Origin of the sequence: Pseudomonas sp. 2VD (assembly GCF_005503585.1) — a bacterium.
Classification (GTDB): Bacteria; Pseudomonadota; Gammaproteobacteria; order Pseudomonadales; family Pseudomonadaceae; genus Pseudomonas; species Pseudomonas aeruginosa.
The window spans coordinates 17,535-37,541 of record NZ_SCND01000015.1; the positions used below are offsets into that span (position 1 = coordinate 17,535).

Here is a 20,007-nt window from a genome sequence, read left to right on the forward strand (position 1 = left end):
CGCGACGTCATGGTTCTGTCGGTCGACGGAGATATAGCAATACCCGTGCCTAAATTTTTTTCATTTGAAAATCAAAGCGTTGCGAAACGACCTGTCAATCATCCGACAGGTCGTCGTCGCGCCGGCTCATGCCGTACTTGCGCATCTTCTCCACCAGCGTGGTGCGGCGGATGCGCAGGCGTTCGGCGGCCCGCGCGACCACTCCGCCGGCATCGTCGAGGGCCTGCTGGATCAGGCCCTGCTCGAGGTTGGCCAGGTAGTCCTTGAGGTCCAGGCCTTCGGCCGGCAGCATCGCCGGCGCGTCCATTCCCGGCAGCCCGGCGTTGATCGCCGCGCGCTCTTCCAGCTCTTCGCGCAGGCTGCTGGCGAGTTGCTCGTCCTCGTCGTCGACATGGCGGAATTTCTTCGGCAGTTCGCCGACCCCGATCACCCCGTAGGGATGCATGATCGCCAGGCGCTCCACCAGGTTCGCCAGTTCGCGGACGTTGCCCGGCCAGTCGTGGCGGCAGAGCGACATGATCGCCGCCGAGTTGAAGCGGATCGACCCGCGCTTCTCATGTTCCATCCGCGAGATCAGTTCGTTGAGCAGCAGGGCGATGTCTTCCACCCGCTCGCGCAGCGGCGCCATCTCGATGGGGAATACGTTGAGGCGGTAGTAGAGGTCTTCGCGGAAAGTGCCGTCCTCGATCATCTTCTCGAGGTTCTTGTGGGTCGCGGCGATGATCCGCACGTCGACGTTCTGCGTCTTGTTGCTGCCGACCCTTTCGAAGGTGCGCTCCTGCAGCACGCGCAGCAGCTTGACCTGCATCGGCAGCGGCATGTCGCCGATCTCGTCGAGGAACAGGGTGCCGCCGTTGGCCAACTCGAAACGTCCGGCACGACTGGTGATGGCACCAGTGAAGGCGCCCTTCTCGTGGCCGAACAGTTCGCTTTCCAGCAGTTCCGCCGGGATCGCCCCGCAGTTCACCGGGACGAAGGGCCCCTCGCGGCGCTTGGAATGGTAATGCAGGTTGCGCGCCACCACTTCCTTGCCGGTGCCGGACTCGCCGAGGATCAGCACGCTGGCATCGGTATCGGCGACCTGCTGCATCATCTGCCGCACCTGCTGGATCGCCCGGCTGGTGCCGACCAGGCTGCGGAACAGGTTCGGCTCGCGGGAGCGGCCGCGCTCGCGGGCCTGGTCGTACATCTCGCGGTAGACCTGGGCGCGATGCAGGGAGTCGAGCAGCTTGTTGTAGCTGGGCGGCATCTCCAGGCTGGCGAGCACCCGGCGGCGCAGCTCTTCCGGCCAGTCGGCCGGGGCCGGCTCGCCGATCAGCAGGATCGGCAGGTACTCGTCCCAACTGGCCAGTTGCTTCAGCAACTCTACCGCCCCGCCCTTCGACTCGACGCTGCCGAGCAGCACGCACAGGGCTTCGCGACTGTTGCTCAGGCCCGCCGCTACCTCTCGCCAATCCTCGCTGTTGCAGGTCAGCTGATCTTCGCCGAGGAAGTTGAGAATGACTGCCAGGTCGCGACTGCGATCGAGATTGTCGTCAATCAGCAAGAGTTTGGTTTCGCGCCACATTTTGATCAGCTGCCTTGCATCGAATGGGTCTCGCTCGACCCGAAAGAGGGCTGGGACTAATGCCTATTTCTAATAAGCAGCCAGCATTTGGCCACTAGTTAAGTCAAATGTGAACGATTAGTCAATTTTATGGCGTGTTTTTTTTGCTGTTTCCGACAGGGAGAGGCAATAAAAAACCCCTACAGACCGCATGGAAAGCAGTACTGGCAGGGGTTTTTGGGGATATGTAAATTTTTCCGAAAAGCCTTGCGCCAAAGTAACGGCACAAAGCCATGAAAAACTTATCCGAACATCTGGTAGACCTTGGCGCCTTGCTTCGACTGATTCAGCTGGATCAGATCGGTGGCCAGCTTGCGCTGCTCGCCCTGGCAGACATCGATCAGCTCGCGATACAGCGCCAGCAGCTCTTCCATCCGCGCCCGCAAGGTGGCTTCGTCCTGTACATCGAGCATCGCCTCGTCGACGGCCTGGCGGCAACGCTGGTCGAGTTCACCGATGGCCTCCCAGTTCTGGCTGGCCAGGGCAACGCGCAGGGCGCTACCGGTTTCTTCAAGGATCTGTACAGCTGCACTCATTGCTTGGTCCCTCTGGGGATGCCTCTCAGGGGGCAATCGCATCCCAACCGGATTTGATGTTGCGCAACAGCTCGGAAACTTCCTCGAGCTTGCCCGCGTCGTTCTTCAAGTTGGCTTCCGTCAGGCGCATCGACATGTAGGCGTAAAGGCGGTCGAGGTTGGCTGCCAGCTCGCCGCCCGCCTCGAAGTCGAGCCCTTCGCGCAGGCCACCGACGATGGCGATGGCCTTGCCGATCAGCTCGCCCTTCAGCGCCACTTCGCCGCGCTCCAGGGCTCCGCGGGCCTGCGCCATCCGGGTCAGGCCGCCTTCCATCAGCATCTGGATCAAGCGATGCGGGCTGGCATCGATAGCCTGAGCCTGGGTACTGACATTCTGGTATTGCCGCATGGCTGCCATTGCGTTCATCGACGGTTGCCTTGTTCGGTGACTGATACGCTCTATATCGGTCGGCTACCGCGATTCTTTAGCGCCGTTCGCTGTCTTCGCCCTGCGCTTCGGCGCTGCCAATGGCATCCCAGGCCTGCTTGATCTGGCCCAGCAGCGCCTCGACCTCGTCCAGCGGACGCGGTGTGTCGTCCAGCGCGACACCAGCCAGGCGGCGGGTCATGTAGTCGTACAACGCATCCAGATTGCCGGCTATCTCGCCGCCCTGCTGGTGATCGAGGCCAGCCTGCAAGGCGCCGATGATCGACAACGTGGTGCCTACCGCTTCGCCGCGCAGCGCCGGGTTGCGCTCCAGCACCGCGCGCCGGGCCAGGGCGATGCGTTCGAGCGCGCCGTCCAGCAGCAGCTTGACCACCTGGTAGGGCGGGACGTCCTGTGCGCTGCCTACCTGCCGGTAGGTATCGATAGGACGCGACATCAGCTTTTCTTCACAAGGCCAGGCAGGCTGCTAAGAGCCTGGGCCATGCGTCCGCTGGTCTGGTTGAGCTGGCCGATCAACTGGTCCATGGCGGTGAACTGCTTGAGCAAACGATCCTGTAACTGCTCGACCCGGCGATCGAGCGCTTGGCGCTGGGTATCCACCGACTTGATGGTGTCCTGCAATCCATCCAGGCGCTGCTGGAGCACACCGCCGGTCTGGGTGTAAGGCGTGAGCTTGTCGTCGAGACGCTTCATCAGGCCGGTATCGCCGGTGAACAGAGCGGAAACCGACTCGAACTTGTCCTTCAGAACCTTGTCGAGTTTCTTGTCGTCGATCTCCAGGGTGCCGTCTTTCTTGGTGGTGATACCCATGTCGGCGAGCATGCGGACATCGGTACCTTGCCCCGGCTGGACCATCTCGTTGCGCATGGTGGTGAGCAGGTTGCGCACGCTGCTGTCACCGACCAAGGCACCGACCACGGGAGCCTTGTCGTCGCCCACCTTGGTCACGCCGGTCAGTTCCGAAGTCACGCCGACCAGCTTGTTGTAGGCCTCGACGAACTTCTTGATGTTGTCCTTGACGCCGCCACGGTCCTGCTCGACCGAGATGGTGATCGGCTTGTTAGTGTCGGTGACCGTCTTCAGCTCGAAGGTGACGCCGTTGATGACCTTGTCGACCGTATTGGTCGGACTTTCCAGGGTCAGGCCGTCGATGCTGAACTTGGCATTCTTCGCCTGGGTGATATAGCCGCTGCTGCTGGAGGACGTACCGTCCAACTGGGACAGGGTCAGCTTGCCATCGGCGCCGACGCTGCCGATGTTGAAGTTCTCCAGGCCGGAACTGCCCTGGACGAACACGTCCTTGCCGGCGCCGGAATCCTTGCCGGTGAAGACCAGTCGCGAGGTTCCGTCTCCAGGGTTGTTGACGATGTTGGCGCTGATGCCCTTGTCCTTCAGCTGCGCGTTGAGCGAGTCGCGCACTTCGGCGAGGGTCGCGCCCGCCGCGACGTTTACCGTGACGCCGGCATCGTCGGCGCCCTGCTTGATGGTCAGGGTGCCACCGGAAGTGGTCTTGTAGCCATCGGCAAACGACGCGGTGGCCACCTTGCTGACGCTGGCCAGCTGGGTCACTTCGAGCTTGTAGATACCCGGCAGGGCGTCCTTGGTGGCGGTGGCGGTGGCGAACTTCTCGTCGCTGGTGCTCGCCGAGCGCTTCTGGAACAGCTCGGGCTTGTTCAGCTCCTTGAGGATGGTCTGCAGGTCGGAGATCGCGCTCTTGAGCTGGCCGATGCCGGTGAACTTGGCGGTGGTGTCGCTTTCCAGGCGCTTGAGCTGCGCCTCCTTCGGCGCCTTCTCGGCCGCCACCAGGGTGGAAACGATGTTCTTGATATCAAGGCCCGAGTTGTAGCCGTTGATCGTCGTACTGTTCGCCATCTTGCTTCACCTCGTCAGCTCATTGACGCTTTGTCCTTCCAATTCCAACAGACAGTCAAAAGACGTGCCAATTCCGCTCAGGCTTCCGCCTTGAACAGCAGGCTGCGCGCTTCGTCCAGTCGCTCTGCCAGGCGCAGGGCCTCTTCGGAAGGGATTTGCCGGATGACTTCTCCGGAAGTCGAATCGGTCACCTTGACCACTACCCGCCCCGTGGAGTCGTCCAGGCTGAAACTCAGATCACGGCGGATGCTCTGGGTGAACTTCTCGATGGAGGAAACCGCCTCCTCGACCGCAGCGCGTTGCTCCTTGTCGCCCATCCTGACGTCGCCCGTCCGTTGCGCGCTTGCGCTGGCGGCCGCCTCGCCGGCCTGGCCGGCCGGGCGTGCGCCATCGGAAGAAGACGCCGAGCCGAACAGCCGGATTACCGGAGCAGCCGTCGAATTGTTGACATTGCTGACGTCCATCGTCGCTACCTCTCAATGAGATACGAGGGGAAGCGCGCCAGCGCTCCCCCTCGTGACTTCACCTTGACCTCGCCGAAGCTTAGCGCAGCAGGCTCAGAACCGACTGCGGCAGCTGGTTGGCCTGGGCCAGGATCGCGGTGCCGGCTTGTTGCAGCACTTGGTTCTTGGTCAGGTTGGCGGTTTCGGCTGCGAAGTCGGTGTCTTCGATCCGGCCGCGAGCAGCCGATACGTTCTCACCGATGTTCTTCAGGTTGTTGATGGTGTTGTCGAAGCGGTTCTGCACCGCACCGAGGTCGGCACGCTGGGCGTCGATCTGCTTGATCGCCTCGTCGATCACCAGCACGGCGGACTGAGCGCCCTTCGCGGTGGAGATGTCGATCTTGGCGACGGTGTCGTTAGCCTCGGTGAACGTCGTGGTGCCTGCCGCGGTGCCTGCGCCGGTGCTGCCGGTGTCGGTGATGGCTACGCCGGAAACCGCACTGGTAGTACCATCCGCACTAGCCTTGGACACGTAGCTGATCTGCGCGCCGTCGGTGAAGGCACCGATGCCGACGTTGGCGTCGTTGACCGCAGCGGCGATCTTGGCAGCCGCCTGCTCGGCGGTTTCGTTGCCCTTCATGTCGACCTTGACGTTCACGGCGCTGCCGCCAGTGATGCCGATCGCGATGTCGACGGTGCCCGAAGCGGTTGCAGCAGTGACCGCACCGCCGCCAGTAGCCGTGAAGTAGGTGCCGTTCAGCGACTCTGCGCTCATCTCGTCGATGCCGACGCTGATGATTTCGTTGGCGGCCGAACCCACCTGGAAGCTGGCGACGCCGAAGGAACCGTCGAGCAGCTTGCGGCCACCGAAGGTGGTGGTGTTGCTGATACGATCCAGTTCTTTCTGCAGTTGCTTCACTTCGCCATTCAGAGCGGTACGCTCGGAGTCGCTGTTGGAGCCGTTGGCCGACTGCAGGGACAGGTCACGCATACGCTGCAGGATGTTGGTCGACTGCTGCAGGGCGCCTTCAGCGGTCTGCGCCAGGGAGATACCATCGTTGGCGTTCTTGGTAGCCACGTTCAGGCCGTTGACCTGGCTGGTCAGACGGTTGGCGATCTGCAGGCCGGCGGCGTCGTCCTTGGCGCTGTTGATGCGCGAACCGGTGGACAGACGCTGCAGCGAAGTGTTCAGCGACGCGGAAGAGTTGTTCAGGTTCCGCTGAGTGTTCAGCGAAGCGATGTTGGTGTTGACGGTCAAGGCCATCTTGATGCCCTCCAAGGACGATATGTTTGCCTGAGCTTGCGACCTCGGGTGGGCATCGCCCAGGCACCCCTAAAGTTCGCATTCGTGATCTTTATCGGCGCTTCCCTGGGGAGCTTTAGGTTTTTTTTTGACCATCCTCGTTTTTCATGCATCGTCCCCGTCGGAGGGGTTCGCGCAAGGCCTCCCAAGCGCTGCGGACAGCGCGACGGAAAGCCCCGCCGGCCGCTCAGTCCGGCATCCAGGCACGATACCAGGCGCGCAAACGCTCGCCGTCGAGCATCCAATCCGCCAGCACCCGTTCGCGCAGGTGATCCCCTGCCCTGGCCGCGGCATCCAGGTCGCGGGTATGCATGCGGATCGCGTCCACCCAGTCGCGGAAACGGTTCTTCACCCGCGTCACCGGCAGATCGTCCTGGTAGCAGCGCACGTCGCTGCAGACCACCGGGAAACCGCAGGCGCCGTATTCCAGCAGGCGCAGATTGCTCTTGCACTCGTTGAACAGGTTCTGCTCCACCGGCGCCAGCGCCAGGTCGAGATCGAGAGCCGCCAATGCCCGCGGATAGCGTTCGATAGGCACCCCCGCATGCACTTCCCTGACGAAGGGACGGATGGACGGCGGGCACATGCCGAAGAACACCCAGTCGACTTCGTCGGCCAGTTCCCGGACCACGTCGGCGATCAGTTCCAGGTCGCCGGTATGGCTCGAGCCGCCCGCCCAACCAACACGTGGCCGCTCGCCGCGCCGCCGCTGCGCCCGCAGCCCCTGCCACCACCCCACCGGCAGGCGGTTCTCGATCACCCGGATATCCGGGTGGAGACCGGCGAAGGCCTCTGCCAGGGCCGGCGTCGACACCACGAAGCGGTCGACGTAACCCAGCCCGCGACGCAACGTGCGCAGGATGTCCTTCGGCAGGTGCTGGCGATGGGCGCTCTTGAGGGGCACGTTGGGCAGATAGTCGTCCAGCTCGTAGACCTTGAAGGCTCGCGAGAACGCCTGCATCCGCCGCATGGCCTCGAGACGCTCCTCGCCGACCTGGCGCTGCAGCACCAGTACGTCCGGGTCGTAGCGCTCCAGATCGGCCACGTGCATCAGGCCGATCGACAGCGCGCCATCGATGGATGCCGACTCGCGCAACGCGCTGAACGGCTGGATCACCCGGTAATGGCCGCAGCCGAACAGGTCGGCGGGGTGCGCCAGGACAGTGGGCAAGGGCCGCCACCCCTGCAACGGGCGCCAGGCCAGCTGCGGGTCGGCCAGCTTGAAACCGCCTTCGGCCTGCAACGAAAAGCCCGGGTTATAGGCGGGATCGCGTGCCAACAACGGTAGCCAGCGCGCGTACAGCGCATCTTCTTCCTCGACGCTCGCCGCCGTCGTGGCAGGCGCATCGAGCAACAGCCGCGCACGCGGCGTCCATACGTTCAGGTAGCCCGCCTGGACCGCCCGCAGGCAGATGTCGACATCGTCCCAGCGCGTCAGCGCCTCGTCGAAACCGCCCAATTCGAGGAACAACTCGCGGCGCATCAACAGGCATTCGCCAGCCACCGCCGAGTAGTTCTGGTCCACCTGCAGGCGCTGCAGGTAACCGGCGTCCTCGTGCGAACGCCCTTCGAAGGCCCGCCCGGCCGGTCCGCACAAACCGAGCAGCCAGCCGGCGTGGCAGACCCGTCCGTCCGCCGCCAGGAGCTTGGCGCCTACCGCGCCGACTTCCGGACGCTGGCCATGGTTGAGTAACTGCTGCAGCCAGTCCTTGTCGAGGATGCCGCTGCCGGCATCGAGCCAGAGCAGGAATTCGCCGCGCGCCCGGGACGCCGCCAGGTTGCGCAGAGCCCCACGGGACAACTGCCCATCGCCTCGCAGCACCCGCACCTGCTCGACGCCCATGCCTTCGACGGCGAGCAGCCATTCGCGAACGTCGGCCGCTTCGCCACCCTGTTCCAGCAGAAGGATCTCGTAGTTGGGATAGGCGGTATTCTCCAGCACGGTTTCTACGCAACGCTGGAGCTGCGCCAGGCGCTCCCCGGCCAGCACCAGGATGCTGACCGGCGGTTGCCCGGCGTGGCCGTAGTCTAGCTCGTAGCGCCCCGGCAGCCGGCTTCCGACTGTCGCCTGCGCGTAGCCACGGGCACGCAGGTGGCCTTCGATCGCCGCACGCTCGGCGGTGCTGTCCTGCAGGCGCAGCGCTGGGCCAGACAGCAGTGGCTCGCTGATGTGTCCGATACAGCCCAGGCCCCGCTGCTCGACGAGACGCAACTGGTAGGCCAGCTCGAAAGCCTCGCCGGCGGTCTCGTCGAATCCGCCCGTGGCAAGCAGCGGCTCGCGGCGGAACAACCAGTGCCGGGACAGGCCGGCGGGGAAACTGAGCAGAAGGTCGAGATTCAGGTCCGGGCGCAACGCCGCGCCCAGCTCGCCGTCATCCAGGCGCATGAGTTCGTCGGCGTACACCGCCTGGCAGCTCTCCGGTGCCGCCAGCAGGTCCAGCGCCGCCACCAGCAGGCCGCTGACAGTGAATTCGACACCCGCTTCGACCAGGAGCAACCAGTCGGTATCAAGCCGGGCAAGCGCCTGGTTGATCGTCGGCACCGGCCCCACCTCTGGATCGAAGAGCATCGCTCCGTTCCGCGGACTCGTGCCCAGCGGCGCGAACAGGTGGCTCTCGACACGTGGATACGAATTGACGTGCTCCAGGCTCTGCAGGGTACGCTCCACGGCCTCGGTATCGCCGTGGGCATCGAGCACCAGCACCGCGAAGCGCGGCCCACCACCCTGCTCCTGCAGGAATCGATCGATCAGCACCTTCTGCACCGTATCCGGCCGCCGCGCCTCCAGCCAGGTCGACAGCGTGACGCTACCGAAGCCCGCCGCCCGCCTCAGCGCGGCGAGCAGGTTGACCGGCTTGAAGACACGGGCGTCCAGGCGGGTGATCGGTGCCACCCGGACGAAGCGGTTGTCGCCGGCCTGGCGATACCAACCCAGTTCGCGGATAGCCAGGCGGAAGTCGGCATGGCCCTGCTCGCCGATACCGGGCTGGTCGCGCCCGATCTGGCTGAACTGCTGGCGGGAGACGCGGAAACGGGTCAGCGGCCGCGACAGGAACGCCAGGTCGCCACGCTGTAGCAACTGCGCACACATGGCCAGGTCGCCGATCCAGTCGATGGCCCGGCCGTTGAGCATCATCAGGCGCTCGCAGATCTGCAGCAGCGCATCGCGCCGGGCCATCAGGCAACTGGGTTCGCCGATGAAGTTGATGGTGTGGTCGGCGAGGAACGAGACCAGCTCGCGACCGTCGATCAGGACGTCGCCGGCGAACGGGAAGCAGGTCGCCAGGATGTCCGGCAGCGGCTGCCCTTCCTCGTCGATACGCAACCGCCGCGACGAGGCCAGGACCACGTTCGGCTCGCGCTCCATCGCTCCCACCAACGCCTCGACGCATTCGGGAAGCAACACGTCGTCGTCGTGGAGAAACTTGACGTACTCGCCCTCCGCCAGGCGGATGCCTTTCGCCGTGCTGCCCAGCTCGCCGAGGCGCGTCTCGTTACGGAAGTAGCGGATCGGGAACGCCGCGGAGGCGCGCTTCTGCTCGACCAGCGTGGCGATCCGCTCGTCGCTGCTGTCGTCGCAGATGATCAGCTCCAGGGCCGGATAGGTCTGCCCGAGCACGCTGTCGAGGGCGTCCTCGAAGTACTCCAGCTTGTAGGTCGGCATGACGATGCTGACACGAACGTTCGCGCTCATTGAGCCATTCCTGAGTAATTGGTGCAGCGCATGGTGATCGGAAGGGCCGGGCCATGGCCCTTCGTGTCGCCGCTCCCGGTCTCGACTCCCCGCGGCGGAGCATCTGCTCCGACGAGCGCGTCAGCGCCCTTCACGAAGAGCATCGGGCCAGTCGACATAGAGGATCGTGTCGTAGAAATACAGCGAGTAATGGCGCAGGCGCAGCCGGGCTCCCGCAGCGATCCCGTCGATCGCGGCGACGATGTCCAGCAGGTCCTGCACATGGTGGTAACAGGTGATGGCCATGCGCGGCCGGCACTCGTCGATCAGCCGCGCGGCCCCCCGCAGAACCCGTGCCTCATGGCCTTCCACATCCATTTTCAGCAAGGTCATGACATCGAGGACATCGTCGAGCCGCACGCACGGCACCTGCACGGTGCCGTCTATCTCGACCCTGCTTCCCATGGTGCCGTGGGCTGCGAATGCGAGATGGCCGCCGGTATCGGACACCGCCTGGTTATGCAGATGGAGACCGACACTTCCAGCAAGCGACGCATGCATGAGCCGGTAATTCGCCGGATCAGGCTCGAAGGCATGGATCGAAGCATATTCATGACGAGCCGCCAGCATGAACTTCTTCACCGTATCGCCATCGTAGGCACCGATATCCACGTAATGCTCGTCGCTTCGCAAGACGATCGGATGCTCGGGGCCCCGATACAGGGAAAAGTATTCCTGCTCTCCCGGACACAACACGTCCAGCAACGCAGCGCGGTTGCCGTCCAAACGCAGGCGCATGATGGCTTCCAGGGTCTTCCGGCTTCGCTCGTCGGCCAGGCGCTCGCGCAGCGAGACGAACTCGGCGTGATGCTGCATCGCCAATTCGCGAGTCAGCGCGCCGGTCTGGTAGACCAAAGGAATATCCAGCAGGTAGAGAAGCTCGGGCAGATCGAGGGTGATGCATTGCGCAGTCTTCGCCAGGTGATCCAGCGTCAGCCAGGTAGGCAGCGAATAGGCACAATTCACCGCGGGTTTCCCTGCGTGGCATGGTTCCTTCAACTGGGCGGTAGGAATCACCTGGTCGAAACCATCGGGAACGCTATTGCTGGCGAAAAGCACATCGTCCACAGCAATCAGGCGAACCCCAGGCAGACGCTGTGACAAACCGGCAACCACCTGTGAGCGGAACACCCCTCCAAGATAGGAAGTAGGCACCAGCACCAATAGATATCCGCTCCGTTCGCATCGCGAAAGGAAGTCCGCCTGCGTCATATCGTTTCCCGCCATCATCGACAGCTCCCCGCTCATAGGATGCGTGCCCCATCGGGCATGAGTTCATCGTAAAAGGAGTAATTGGGTAGTTCCCGGGGAAGCCTGCCCGGCAACAACCATTCGCAGTGTCGCCCCACCCGGGTGTCGGCGAGCGCGACGCTGCCCGCACCCAGCGTGCTGCCCTGGCCGATCTCCACTCGCCGTCCCAACTGCACGCCAGCGAGCAGCGTGCTACAGGTTCCGACCCGGCAGTCCTCCTCCACCAGGACCTGCAGCTCCAGCCAACTGCCAGTGCCGATGCGGGCAGGACCGGCGAGCACGCAACCGGCGCCGACGAACACGTTGCCCAGCAGTCGCACGCCTTCGCCGACGATGGCCTGAGGCGAGACGATATCGAATAGCCGGTAGCCCGCCAGGCGGATATCCGCGATGAGCTTGTGGCGGGCGTAGTTCACCGCCCGCTCGTCCAGCGCCACGAATACTTCGCTTTCCGCAGCGGGGTAGCGTTCGAGCAGAGGCGCAATATCGAAGTTGTGTCGATCCGCAGCATTCAGCTCCAGGACCCGGTGTTCCAGTCTCCGTTCCCGCGCAGTACTGTCCGCCCGTTCGAGCGCGCGCCCTTCCCCGACGATGATCGCCTGCTTCATGCCCTCTCCCCCAGTACCTGCGCGCGATACCACAGGTGCTGGCGCACCAGCTGCACCTCGTAGTCGCCGTGCATGAACGGCGGCGAATGTGCGCCCAGCCCCTCCTGGAGGCGTTCCAGGACCAGGGTGTCCTCGCCGATCACGTTACGCTCGCCGCGAATCAGGGTGCTCAGCAAAGCGCTGAAATCGGTCTTCGGATCCTTGCGCCGGGCAGTCATCATCCACAAGTGGTAGTCGGTCTCGCCGGGTGCCACCGGATCGTACTGCTGGAGCAGGAAGTGCTCGCCACGGACGCTGCAGAAGTTCACGTTCGGGTAGATGAACCAGTTGTAGTAGGCGTGCTCGTCGCCGTAGCCCTCACAGAGGTCGGAGAACCAGCTCTTGTAGGGCTGGATCGGCGCCTTGGTGGGGAAGCTCAGCGAACGCAGCTCCGGCGTTTCGCCTTCCTGCAGCAGGCGCAGCACCTCGGATGGCACCGCAGCCTCGCGTGCCAGACCGCGCACCGGGGCGGTCATCACCGGGAGGAAGGTCTTCGGATGGACGAAAGGAACATGGTTGTAGTCCTTCACGTTCTCCATGTTCAGCTTCCAGTTGTAGCGCACCTTGTGGCAGCTGTAGATCAGCCGCGTATCCAGGTGCGAGGAGACCTCCCGCAAGGTTTCCAGGAATCCATCGTCGAACTGCTCGCGCAGCGGCAGCGGGTCGTCCGCCAGGTTGACGAACAGCAGTTGCCCCACCTCTTCCAGGTGCAGCTTGCGCAAGCCGATCTGCGCCCGCTCCTCGGCGCTGAACTGGTACAGACTGGAGTTCGGAATGCCCTGTAGCTGCCCCTCGGCGCCGAACGACCAGGCATGGTACGGGCAGACCAGCGGTCGCTGGCCGGTGCATTCGGTCTGGATGGCCGACAGACGATGCGGACACTGGTTGAGAAAGGCCCGGATGCCGGACTCGGTACGCTGCACCACGACCGGCACGCCGACGATCTTGCGGGTGAAGAACTGGTTGCGCTCGCGCACCATCGAACTGAAGCCGACGAAGATCCAGAGCCTGCCGAACAGCCTTTCGCGCTCCAGCGCGAGCGTCTGCGGCTCGGTGTAGTGCGCTGCGTCCAGCGCATGGCGAGTCATGTCCACATCCACAACCTTCACTTGCTGAAAATAACCCGGGCCGGATTGCCGACCACGGTCTGTCCGGCCGCCACGTCCTTGAACACCACCGCGCCCATGCCCACCACGGCGTCTTCGCCGATACTGACGTCGCGGGCGATCATCGCCCCGGAGTTGATCACCGCACGATCGCCCACCTTCACGTAGCCGGCCAGCAGGCAGCGCGGGCCGATATGTACATAGTCACCGATGACCACGTCGTGGCCGAGCATGGTTTGCTGGTCGATGAAACCGTAGGCGCCGATACGGCAGTCCACGCCGCTGCTCACGTCGTAGCCGAAGAAGGTCGGGCCGTAGCTGGTCCGCACGCCAAGGGTGCAGCGGGTGCGGATAGCGACGAACTCGGCGCCCTTCGCCAGCAGGCATGCGACCTGCTTCTGGCGACTGAGCGGATCGCCGACCGCGGCGACGAACAGTTGGTCAGGCTCCGCGACGAAGCTCTCCGGATACCCGAGCCACGGGTAGTAGAGCGACTCCGCGACCGCTTCGGGGCCGCGCTCGTCGAGAAACCCGCCGATCACCCAGTCGATGCCGTGACCGTAGTCGACCTGCAGCTGGGCCAGCACCTGACGCCCCAACCCACCGGCGCCGAGGATGATGATCCTCTTCATTGCATCGTCCTCAACTGATGGTCAGGCCGCCGTCCATCACCAGGGTCGTGCCGGTCACCCAGCGGCTGGCATCGGAAAGCATGAAGATAGCGGCGTTGGCGATATCCTCGGGCTTGCCGAAGCCCATCGGGTGGTTGCTGCGTTGACCGTCCATCGAACCGACCGTCTGGGTGGCTGCATCCAGAAGCGGTGTTTCCACCAGTGATGGAGACAGGCAGTTAACCCGGATGTTGCGCTTCACCACTTCCATGGCCAGGCAGCGGGACATGGCGATCAGAGCGGCCTTGGTCCCCGAGTATGCGCCCACTCCGGCAACCCCGATGTGGGCGGCGATGGAAGCGATGAACAGGATCGAACCGCCGGGCGCTACCAGGTTGCGTTTGAGCAACGCCTGGGTAAGCAGCATCGGCGAGTCGACATTGATCGACTGGACTTCATGCAAGTGCGCTTCGGTCATCATCCGCACTGGACACAGACGGGAAATACCGGCGCTATGCACCAGTCCATGGATTTCGCTGTCGACAGCCGCTACCACCGCAGCGCGCTCCTCGGCTACCCGAAGATCGGCCTGGACAGCACGGTGCGGCAGCTCCGAGATCGACTGCAAGGTTGTCAGGCATCCATCCAGGCGGGTCTGGTCACGTCCGGTAACGATCAGCTCGGCGCCCATCCGCGCGCAGCTCTGCGCGATGGCCAGGCCCAGGCCGGAACTGGCGCCGGTGACCAGGATGCGCCTGCCCGACAGGCTGAAGGGATTGAAGGAAGTCTCGTCGTTCACTTGGCTGATTCCGCGTTCAAGGCTCTCAGGATTCGATCAGGTCGGGGAACTTCGCCCCTTCGATATCCACCAGGCAGGTACCCCAGGACAGGCCGATACCGAAGCCGCAGAGCAACACGCGATTGCGGCCGGCCTCGAGTTCCCGGTTGATCCGCGCGGTCATGGTCACCGGCAGGGAGGCGCCGCTGGTGTTGCCGAAGTCGCGCAGGGTCGAAGGCACCTTCTCTACCGGCAGGCCGAGCTTCTTGCGGATGGTCTCGTTGATCATCCGGTTGGCCTGGTGGAAAACGAAGTAGTCCACTTCGTCCTTGCTCGCACCGGCATAGTCGAGCAGCTTTTCCACCGCCGGCGGTACGCGCTGGGTGGAGAAGCTGAGCACGGCGGTGCCGTCGAGCTGCAGGTCGATGGCACGGTGCCAATGGTCGTTCTCGTCCTCGCGGAACGGCATCAGGTGCTGCACGCCGACCGGTTCGCGATGGCCGCCCACCGGCAGGATGATGGCCTTGTAGCCGCTGCCGTCGCTGTTCAGGTCGAAATGCATCGGCGGCGCGCCTTCGCAGAACTCCAGCGCCGTCGCGGTGCCCGCGTCGGAGAAGATCGGATCGTTGACACTGGCGCCGCGGTCGCCGACCAGCACAAGGCCCTTCTTCACCCCGCCGGCGGCAATCAGCGAACCCAGCAGGTTGAGGGCGAACGGATAGGCCGAGCAACCCAGGTTGACGTCGAAGGCCACGGTGGAATGCGGCAGCCCCAGGCGGTCCTGGAGGATGATCGCGGTAGCCGGCGCCAGGTAGTCGGGAGACTGGGTCACGACGATCAGCGCATCGACCTCCTCGCGCTTCCACTCCAGGCTTTCTAGCAGGCGCTCGGCGGCGTCGAAGGCCAGGTCGGAGAAGCACTGCCACTCCTGCGCCATGCGCCGCGTCTCGATGCCGATGTTGCGCACCAGGCGTTCGCGCTCGGCGCGCAGCTGCGGCTTGCAGTCGGTCAGGTTGGAGATAACGCGCTTGGGGACGCAGGTCGCCATCCCGGCGAAACGGACGTTCTTCAGCGTGGAGGTGGCCATGGTCAGAGTCCGAGCATCTGGTAGAGGTCGCCCACCGTGCGGGCCTTGATCAGGTCTTCGCCGGTGATGGTCTTGCCGTATTCCATGTCGAACATGACGATGACCCCGAGCGCGGCCAGCGAGTCCCATTCCGGCAGGTCTTCGAGCTGGGTGTCCATGCTGACCTCGACGGGATTCTGGAAATCGGTGGCGGAAAGGAAGTCTTCGATGAATTTTGCTTGGCTCATTTCTTGTCTACCTGAGTGAGGCGGTTGTTCATTCTGTTATCGGTCGCGACGGGCTCAACTTGATGCCCGCCGCCGCGGCATGGCGGCGGAAGCGATCAGGCCGGCGACGAACTCGACGTCTGCGGCGGCCAGCCCGGGATAGATCGGCAGGCACAGCACCCGCGAGGAAATCGACCGCGCCACCGGAAGATTGGCGGGCGCCGCCGAGGGCAGCGAATGGTACATGGGGAAGTCACTGATGAGTGGGTAGAAGTAGCGCCGCACCAGCACATCCCTGTCGCGCAGGCGCTGGTACAGCTCGTCGCGCGAAAGCGGAAAATCGTCTTCCACCAGGATCGGGAAATAGGCGTTGTTGGCGAAGGTCTGGGTACCAGGCCGGAGGCACTGGATGCCAGGGACGCCGGCCAGCAGGCGCCGATAGCGCTCGGCGATCTCCCTGCGCTGCTCCAGGGCCTGGTCGACGTGCTTGAGTTGCAGCAGCCCGAAGGCAGCGCCGACCTCGTTGAGCTTGCCGTTGATGCCGGGCATGACCACCGTGACCTCGTCGACGAAGCCGAAATTCTTAAGGTGGTTGAGGCGTTGCCGGGTGTTTTCGTCCGAGCAGATGATCGCACCGCCCTCGAAGGTGTTGAACACCTTGGTGGCATGGAAGCTGAGGATGCTCAGGTCGCCGTGGCGCAGTACGCTGCCGCCGGCGTCGCGCACGGCGAAGGCATGCGCGGCATCGTAGATGACCTTCAGGTGGTGGATATCGGCGATCCGCTGGATAGCCTCGACATCGCAGGGGTTGCCGTAGCAATGCACCGGCAGGATCGCGGTGGTCTGCGGGGTGATCGCCGCCTCGATCCGCGACGGGTCGAGATTCATGGAGTCCTGGTCGATGTCCACGAAGATCGGCTTGAGCCCGTTCCACAGCAGCGCGTGGCTGGTGGCGACGAAGGAGTACGGCGTGGTGATCACCTCGCCGGTCACCCGCAATGCCTGCAGCGCGGTGATGAGCGCCAGGGTGGCGTTGGCGAAGAGCACAATGTGCTTCACCCCCAGGTACTCGCACAGGGCCTCTTCCAACGCATGGTGCATGTCGCCCCCGTTGGTCAGGAAACGGCTCTCCCAGATCTTTTCCAGGTAGGGGATGAACTCTTCCAGGGGCGGCAGCAGCGGGCTGGTGACCGGGATCGTCTTGTTGTTCATGTAGGGCCCTGATGAATGGATACTCAGGCGAGTAAAGGGCGAAAAACCCGAGCACGCCACTCTATGCAAGGCCCGTACCCAAAGAGCTTGATGCAGGTCAAAGCCCCTGGTCGCGCGGCCCCTGGCTGTTCCACAGGCGCTGCGGCGCGAATCGGCAGTCAAACTTCTGACAAATTCTCCCGTGTTTCCGTAGACCTTGCGGAACATACCCTCCAGCGACACAGGTACAGTCCCTGCGAACGAAAAGGCCCATGACGGAGTCATGGGCCCTGTTCCACAGAGGGACTGTCACTTCAGGTAGTTGAACAGGCTCAACCCCTGGATCTTCACGTAGCTCTGCTGCGCGGCATCCATGATGGTGGACTGCAACGACAGCCGCGACAACGCCTCGGCGTAGTCCAGGTCCTGGATCTGCGACATCACCGACGCATTCACCAGCTTCACATCGTCGATGAAGGTCTCGGTGCTTTCCACGGTATTCAGGCGCGCGCCGATCTTGCCCTGGCCGCCATCCACGGCGGCAGCCACGGCGGAGAGGTTGGTCAGGGCCACCGCCGTCGCATCGCGGATGGCGTCGTTGCCGGCCTGGTTGTCGGTGGAGCTTTCCAGGGCCTTGCGCAGGTCCGACACCACGTTCAGCAGGCTGCGCTTCTCGCTGCCCGGCTTGTAGTTGACGTTGAACTCGTCGCCCGCCTTCGGCGTGCCGTCGATCGTCACGCTGACGCCGGCGTAGAGCACCTTGTCGATGGTCTTCGGGTCGTCGTCGATGGCGCCCTTGGACAATTGCCAGGCCGGCGGCGAATTCGGATCGTAGGTGGTCCAGTCATAGCCCGGAGGCAGGCTCTTCGGATCGTAGACCACGTACTCCTTGTCGCTGACGAAGTGGATGTTGAAGCCGTCGGTTGCCGCAGGCGGGTTGCTCGCCGGGAACTGGCTGTCGAAGGCCAGCTCGTCCTCGACCAGGCCGACCGAGATGCGACCGTCGCCGGTATTGCCAGCCGCCGCCTTGGTATCGAGACGAGCGGCGTTGACGATGTCCTCGAACAGCACCTTGCCGCTGTCGCTGACCGGAATCCGCGTGCTGCTGGCGATCTGCACCTCGCGCTGGCTCTCGTCGCCCATGTAGCTGTAGGTGCCGTCCTCGTTGCGCACGAACGGCTGCACCGAGCCCTGGGACCCGGAAAACAGGTATTTGCCACTCGCGTCGCGGCTGTTGAGCAGGTTCAGCAACTCGTCCTCGCGCTGGCGCAACTCGCTGGCCAGCGACTTCTTGTCGTTGGAGTCCAGTGCGCCGTCGCCGGCCTGGCCGGCGATCTCACGGATGCGCTGGAGGACGTTGCCGACCGAACGGAGGATGGTTTCCTCCTGGCTCAGGCTGTTCTTCGCCTCGGTCATGCCGGTCTTGTACTGCTCGTTCAACCCCTGTTCCTGGTCCAGGCGCAACAGGCGTACCGAACCGACCGGGTCGTCCGCCGGGGTCAGGATGCGCTTGCCGGTGCTGATCTGCTCGAAGGTACGGTTCAGGTCCGCGTAGTTGCGGGAAATCCCGTTGACCGAGTTGTTGAAGGCCTGGATGGTGGAAATGCGCATGGTGGCGGTCTCGCTGGCTTAGGCCCCGTCGAGAGAACTCAACGGAACGCTCCAATCAGGGTATCGAACAAAGTGCGGGCAACTTGAATCACCTGGGCCGAGGCACCGTAGTACTGCTGGAACTGGATCAGGTTGGCCGCCTCTTCGTCGAGGCTCACCCCGGACAACGAATCGCGGCTGTCCTGGGCCTGCTTCAGCACCGTGGCGCTGGCCTCGCTGCTGGCACGCACCTGGGCGGTCAGGGTGCCGACCCGCTCGACCAGGCCACCATAGGCCTCGTTGTAGGTGGAACCGGTGTTGTCGGTGCCGCCGACGGTCGGCTTGGTCTGCAGGGCCAGCAGGTTGAGAGCGTTGCGGTTGTCGGAAATGCCCTTGTCGTTGAAGCCCAGCTTGAAGCTGTCGGAGTTCTGCGGTACGCCGCTGAGCTCGAATTCGTAGCTGTATTTCTGCCCACTCGGGTCGGTGAACGCCATGCGCACGGTATTGGTATTGCCGCTGGTCAGCGTCGGGCTGCCGGTCAGGGCGTTACCGTCCTTGTCGACGTAGCTCCAGCCGGCCGGCAACGGCGAGGACAGGGTATAGGTCTTGCCGTCGGCGCTGAGCGTCGCGCCCAGGCTGATCCCGTTGGGCCCGAACGCGCCCTGTAGCACCGCCGGGTCCACCGGCGACGGACCGCTGGTGAGGGTCGGCGCGCCGATCTTGCCGGTGCCGCGGTTTTCGGTGGTCGATTCGGTACGCGCGGTACCGGCGAACGCCAGTTGCGAGGCATTCTTCAGCGTCGCCTCGATATCCGCCGCGCCACGCCGGGTCGGCTGCAGGGTGAAGCGGTCGCCGGCAGCCGGGAGCTGGTCGAGGGTCAGGTTGAAGCCCTGGTCGACGCCGTTGGCATCCTTGAACGAGAGGGTGTAGGGACCGGTACCGCTGACCGTGACCTGCATGCTTGCGTCGTCGCCCAGGCGCCGCGCGGTGAAATTGGTGCCGTCGAAGTCCAGGCGGAAATCGCTGGAATTCAGCTTGCTGGTATCGGTGATGTTCAGGTTGGCGTGGACATTGCCGGTGTTGCCGTTCTTCGCCAGGACCCGCAGCGCGGTGATGTCCGGATCGTTGATGTCGCCGAACAGGTTGGCGCCGGCCTTGCCGGCCAGGTCGAGGCCCTGCCCCAGCTGCTTGTTGATGGTATCGGCGAGGGTGATCGCCAACTGCCCGAGCTTGTTGTAGCTGCTGTCCAGGGCGCTGTTGCGGTAGGCCAGCAAGCCACCCATCTCGCCGCCGGACACCAGGCCGGTGACGTTCTGTATGGAGTTGCCGTTGCTCAGTTGCACCTGGTAGCGGGTCGGGTCATCCAGCCCGGGCACCACGCTCAGGGTCGACACAGTATTGCCCACCACCAGCGGCTGGCCGCTACCGATGAACAGGCTGACGCTGTTGTCGTCCTGGGTGACCGCGGTCACCCCGATCATCTCGGACAGCTTGCGCACGGCTTCGTCGCGCGCATCCATCAGGTCGTTGGGCACCGCGCCCGCCGACTTGGCCTTGGCGATGGCATCGTTGTAGCTGGCCACGCTCTGTGACAGATGGTTGACCTGCGAAGCCAGCGCG

General features: G+C 64.0%; 18 protein-coding genes. All 18 read right to left on the bottom strand.

What is annotated here, in order from left to right:
* Nucleotides 1–94: 94 nt before the first annotated feature.
* Nucleotides 95–1,567, bottom strand: a complete 1,473-nt coding sequence (gene fleQ / locus FFS27_RS03050) for a transcriptional regulator FleQ (RefSeq protein WP_003086448.1) — start codon at nt 1,565–1,567, stop codon at nt 95–97.
* A gap of 281 nt (nt 1,568–1,848) precedes the next feature.
* Complete coding sequence (locus FFS27_RS03055) at nt 1,849–2,142, bottom strand: flagellar protein FliT (protein ID WP_003086445.1); 294 nt, start codon at nt 2,140–2,142, stop codon at nt 1,849–1,851.
* Between the two features lie 25 nt (nt 2,143–2,167).
* Nucleotides 2,168–2,548, bottom strand: a complete 381-nt coding sequence (gene fliS, locus FFS27_RS03060; RefSeq protein WP_003158217.1) for a flagellar export chaperone FliS — start codon at nt 2,546–2,548, stop codon at nt 2,168–2,170.
* Nucleotides 2,549–2,606: 58 nt separating this feature from the next.
* Nucleotides 2,607–3,005 (bottom strand): flagellar export chaperone FliS, encoded by a 399-nt coding sequence (fliS, locus tag FFS27_RS03065; protein WP_003086441.1) that lies wholly within the window; start codon nt 3,003–3,005, stop codon nt 2,607–2,609.
* The gene (gene fliD / locus FFS27_RS03070; RefSeq protein WP_003133924.1) at nt 3,005–4,441 is read right to left on the bottom strand and encodes a flagellar filament capping protein FliD; all 1,437 of its coding nucleotides are present in this window, start codon (nt 4,439–4,441) and stop codon (nt 3,005–3,007) included. The genes fliS (FFS27_RS03065) and fliD overlap by 1 nt, the downstream gene beginning before the upstream one ends.
* 77 nt (nt 4,442–4,518) lie before the next feature.
* Nucleotides 4,519–4,905, bottom strand: coding sequence for a flagellar protein FlaG (locus tag FFS27_RS03075; RefSeq protein ID WP_003086436.1), 387 nt, complete (start codon nt 4,903–4,905; stop codon nt 4,519–4,521).
* A 79-nt stretch (nt 4,906–4,984) separates the two neighbouring features.
* On the bottom strand, nt 4,985–6,148 hold the full coding sequence (locus tag FFS27_RS03080; protein ID WP_003086434.1) for a flagellin: 1,164 nt from the start codon (nt 6,146–6,148) through the stop codon (nt 4,985–4,987).
* A 226-nt stretch (nt 6,149–6,374) separates the two neighbouring features.
* A complete protein-coding gene (locus FFS27_RS03085; protein WP_021264433.1) occupies nt 6,375–9,881 on the bottom strand; it encodes a glycosyltransferase in 3,507 nt (1,168 codons plus the stop codon).
* Nucleotides 9,882–10,001: 120 nt separating this feature from the next.
* Nucleotides 10,002–11,168, bottom strand: coding sequence for an FkbM family methyltransferase (locus FFS27_RS03090; protein WP_015503346.1), 1,167 nt, complete (start codon nt 11,166–11,168; stop codon nt 10,002–10,004).
* Nucleotides 11,165–11,779 carry an acetyltransferase gene (locus tag FFS27_RS03095; RefSeq protein ID WP_021264432.1) on the bottom strand — a complete coding sequence of 205 codons (615 nt, stop codon included), beginning with the start codon at nt 11,777–11,779 and terminating at the stop codon, nt 11,165–11,167. The genes FFS27_RS03090 and FFS27_RS03095 overlap by 4 nt, the downstream gene beginning before the upstream one ends.
* Nucleotides 11,776–12,906 carry an aromatic ring-hydroxylating oxygenase subunit alpha gene (locus tag FFS27_RS03100; protein WP_015503347.1) on the bottom strand — a complete coding sequence of 377 codons (1,131 nt, stop codon included), beginning with the start codon at nt 12,904–12,906 and terminating at the stop codon, nt 11,776–11,778. Before FFS27_RS03100 ends, FFS27_RS03095 begins: the two co-directional genes overlap by 4 nt.
* A gap of 17 nt (nt 12,907–12,923) precedes the next feature.
* On the bottom strand, nt 12,924–13,556 hold the full coding sequence (locus FFS27_RS03105; protein ID WP_003158205.1) for an acetyltransferase: 633 nt from the start codon (nt 13,554–13,556) through the stop codon (nt 12,924–12,926).
* A 10-nt stretch (nt 13,557–13,566) separates the two neighbouring features.
* On the bottom strand, nt 13,567–14,334 hold the full coding sequence (locus tag FFS27_RS03110) for an SDR family NAD(P)-dependent oxidoreductase (RefSeq protein WP_003086422.1): 768 nt from the start codon (nt 14,332–14,334) through the stop codon (nt 13,567–13,569).
* Nucleotides 14,335–14,359: 25 nt separating this feature from the next.
* Entirely contained in the window at nt 14,360–15,400 is a 1,041-nt protein-coding gene (locus FFS27_RS03115) for a ketoacyl-ACP synthase III (protein ID WP_003086420.1), read from the bottom strand.
* A gap of 2 nt (nt 15,401–15,402) precedes the next feature.
* Nucleotides 15,403–15,627, bottom strand: coding sequence for an acyl carrier protein (locus tag FFS27_RS03120; RefSeq protein ID WP_003086419.1), 225 nt, complete (start codon nt 15,625–15,627; stop codon nt 15,403–15,405).
* Between the two features lie 54 nt (nt 15,628–15,681).
* Nucleotides 15,682–16,818: a DegT/DnrJ/EryC1/StrS family aminotransferase gene (locus tag FFS27_RS03125; protein ID WP_003086416.1), complete on the bottom strand. Its 1,137-nt coding sequence runs from the start codon at nt 16,816–16,818 to the stop codon at nt 15,682–15,684.
* Between the two features lie 288 nt (nt 16,819–17,106).
* Nucleotides 17,107–18,408, bottom strand: a complete 1,302-nt coding sequence (flgL, locus tag FFS27_RS03130) for a flagellar hook-associated protein FlgL (protein WP_003086414.1) — start codon at nt 18,406–18,408, stop codon at nt 17,107–17,109.
* Between the two features lie 38 nt (nt 18,409–18,446).
* Nucleotides 18,447–20,007: FlgK family flagellar hook-associated protein (locus FFS27_RS03135; RefSeq protein ID WP_137951933.1), on the bottom strand; the 1,561-nt coding region annotated here is incomplete at its 5' end.

Coding starts and splice junctions, on each gene's coding strand:
- fliD (WP_003133924.1), bottom strand. CDS start 4,441: ATGGCGAACAGTACGACGATCAACGGCTACAACTCGGGCCTTGATATC.
- FFS27_RS03090 (WP_015503346.1), bottom strand. CDS start 11,168: ATGAGCGGGGAGCTGTCGATGATGGCGGGAAACGATATGACGCAGGCG.
- FFS27_RS03075 (WP_003086436.1), bottom strand. CDS start 4,905: ATGGACGTCAGCAATGTCAACAATTCGACGGCTGCTCCGGTAATCCGG.
- FFS27_RS03125 (WP_003086416.1), bottom strand. CDS start 16,818: ATGAACAACAAGACGATCCCGGTCACCAGCCCGCTGCTGCCGCCCCTG.
- fleQ (WP_003086448.1), bottom strand. CDS start 1,567: ATGTGGCGCGAAACCAAACTCTTGCTGATTGACGACAATCTCGATCGC.
- fliS (WP_003158217.1), bottom strand. CDS start 2,548: ATGAACGCAATGGCAGCCATGCGGCAATACCAGAATGTCAGTACCCAG.
- FFS27_RS03095 (WP_021264432.1), bottom strand. CDS start 11,779: ATGAAGCAGGCGATCATCGTCGGGGAAGGGCGCGCGCTCGAACGGGCG.
- FFS27_RS03115 (WP_003086420.1), bottom strand. CDS start 15,400: ATGGCCACCTCCACGCTGAAGAACGTCCGTTTCGCCGGGATGGCGACC.
- FFS27_RS03120 (WP_003086419.1), bottom strand. CDS start 15,627: ATGAGCCAAGCAAAATTCATCGAAGACTTCCTTTCCGCCACCGATTTC.
- FFS27_RS03055 (WP_003086445.1), bottom strand. CDS start 2,142: ATGAGTGCAGCTGTACAGATCCTTGAAGAAACCGGTAGCGCCCTGCGC.
- FFS27_RS03100 (WP_015503347.1), bottom strand. CDS start 12,906: ATGACTCGCCATGCGCTGGACGCAGCGCACTACACCGAGCCGCAGACG.
- flgL (WP_003086414.1), bottom strand. CDS start 18,408: ATGCGCATTTCCACCATCCAGGCCTTCAACAACTCGGTCAACGGGATT.
- FFS27_RS03105 (WP_003158205.1), bottom strand. CDS start 13,556: ATGAAGAGGATCATCATCCTCGGCGCCGGTGGGTTGGGGCGTCAGGTG.
- FFS27_RS03085 (WP_021264433.1), bottom strand. CDS start 9,881: ATGAGCGCGAACGTTCGTGTCAGCATCGTCATGCCGACCTACAAGCTG.
- FFS27_RS03080 (WP_003086434.1), bottom strand. CDS start 6,148: ATGGCCTTGACCGTCAACACCAACATCGCTTCGCTGAACACTCAGCGG.
- fliS (WP_003086441.1), bottom strand. CDS start 3,005: ATGTCGCGTCCTATCGATACCTACCGGCAGGTAGGCAGCGCACAGGAC.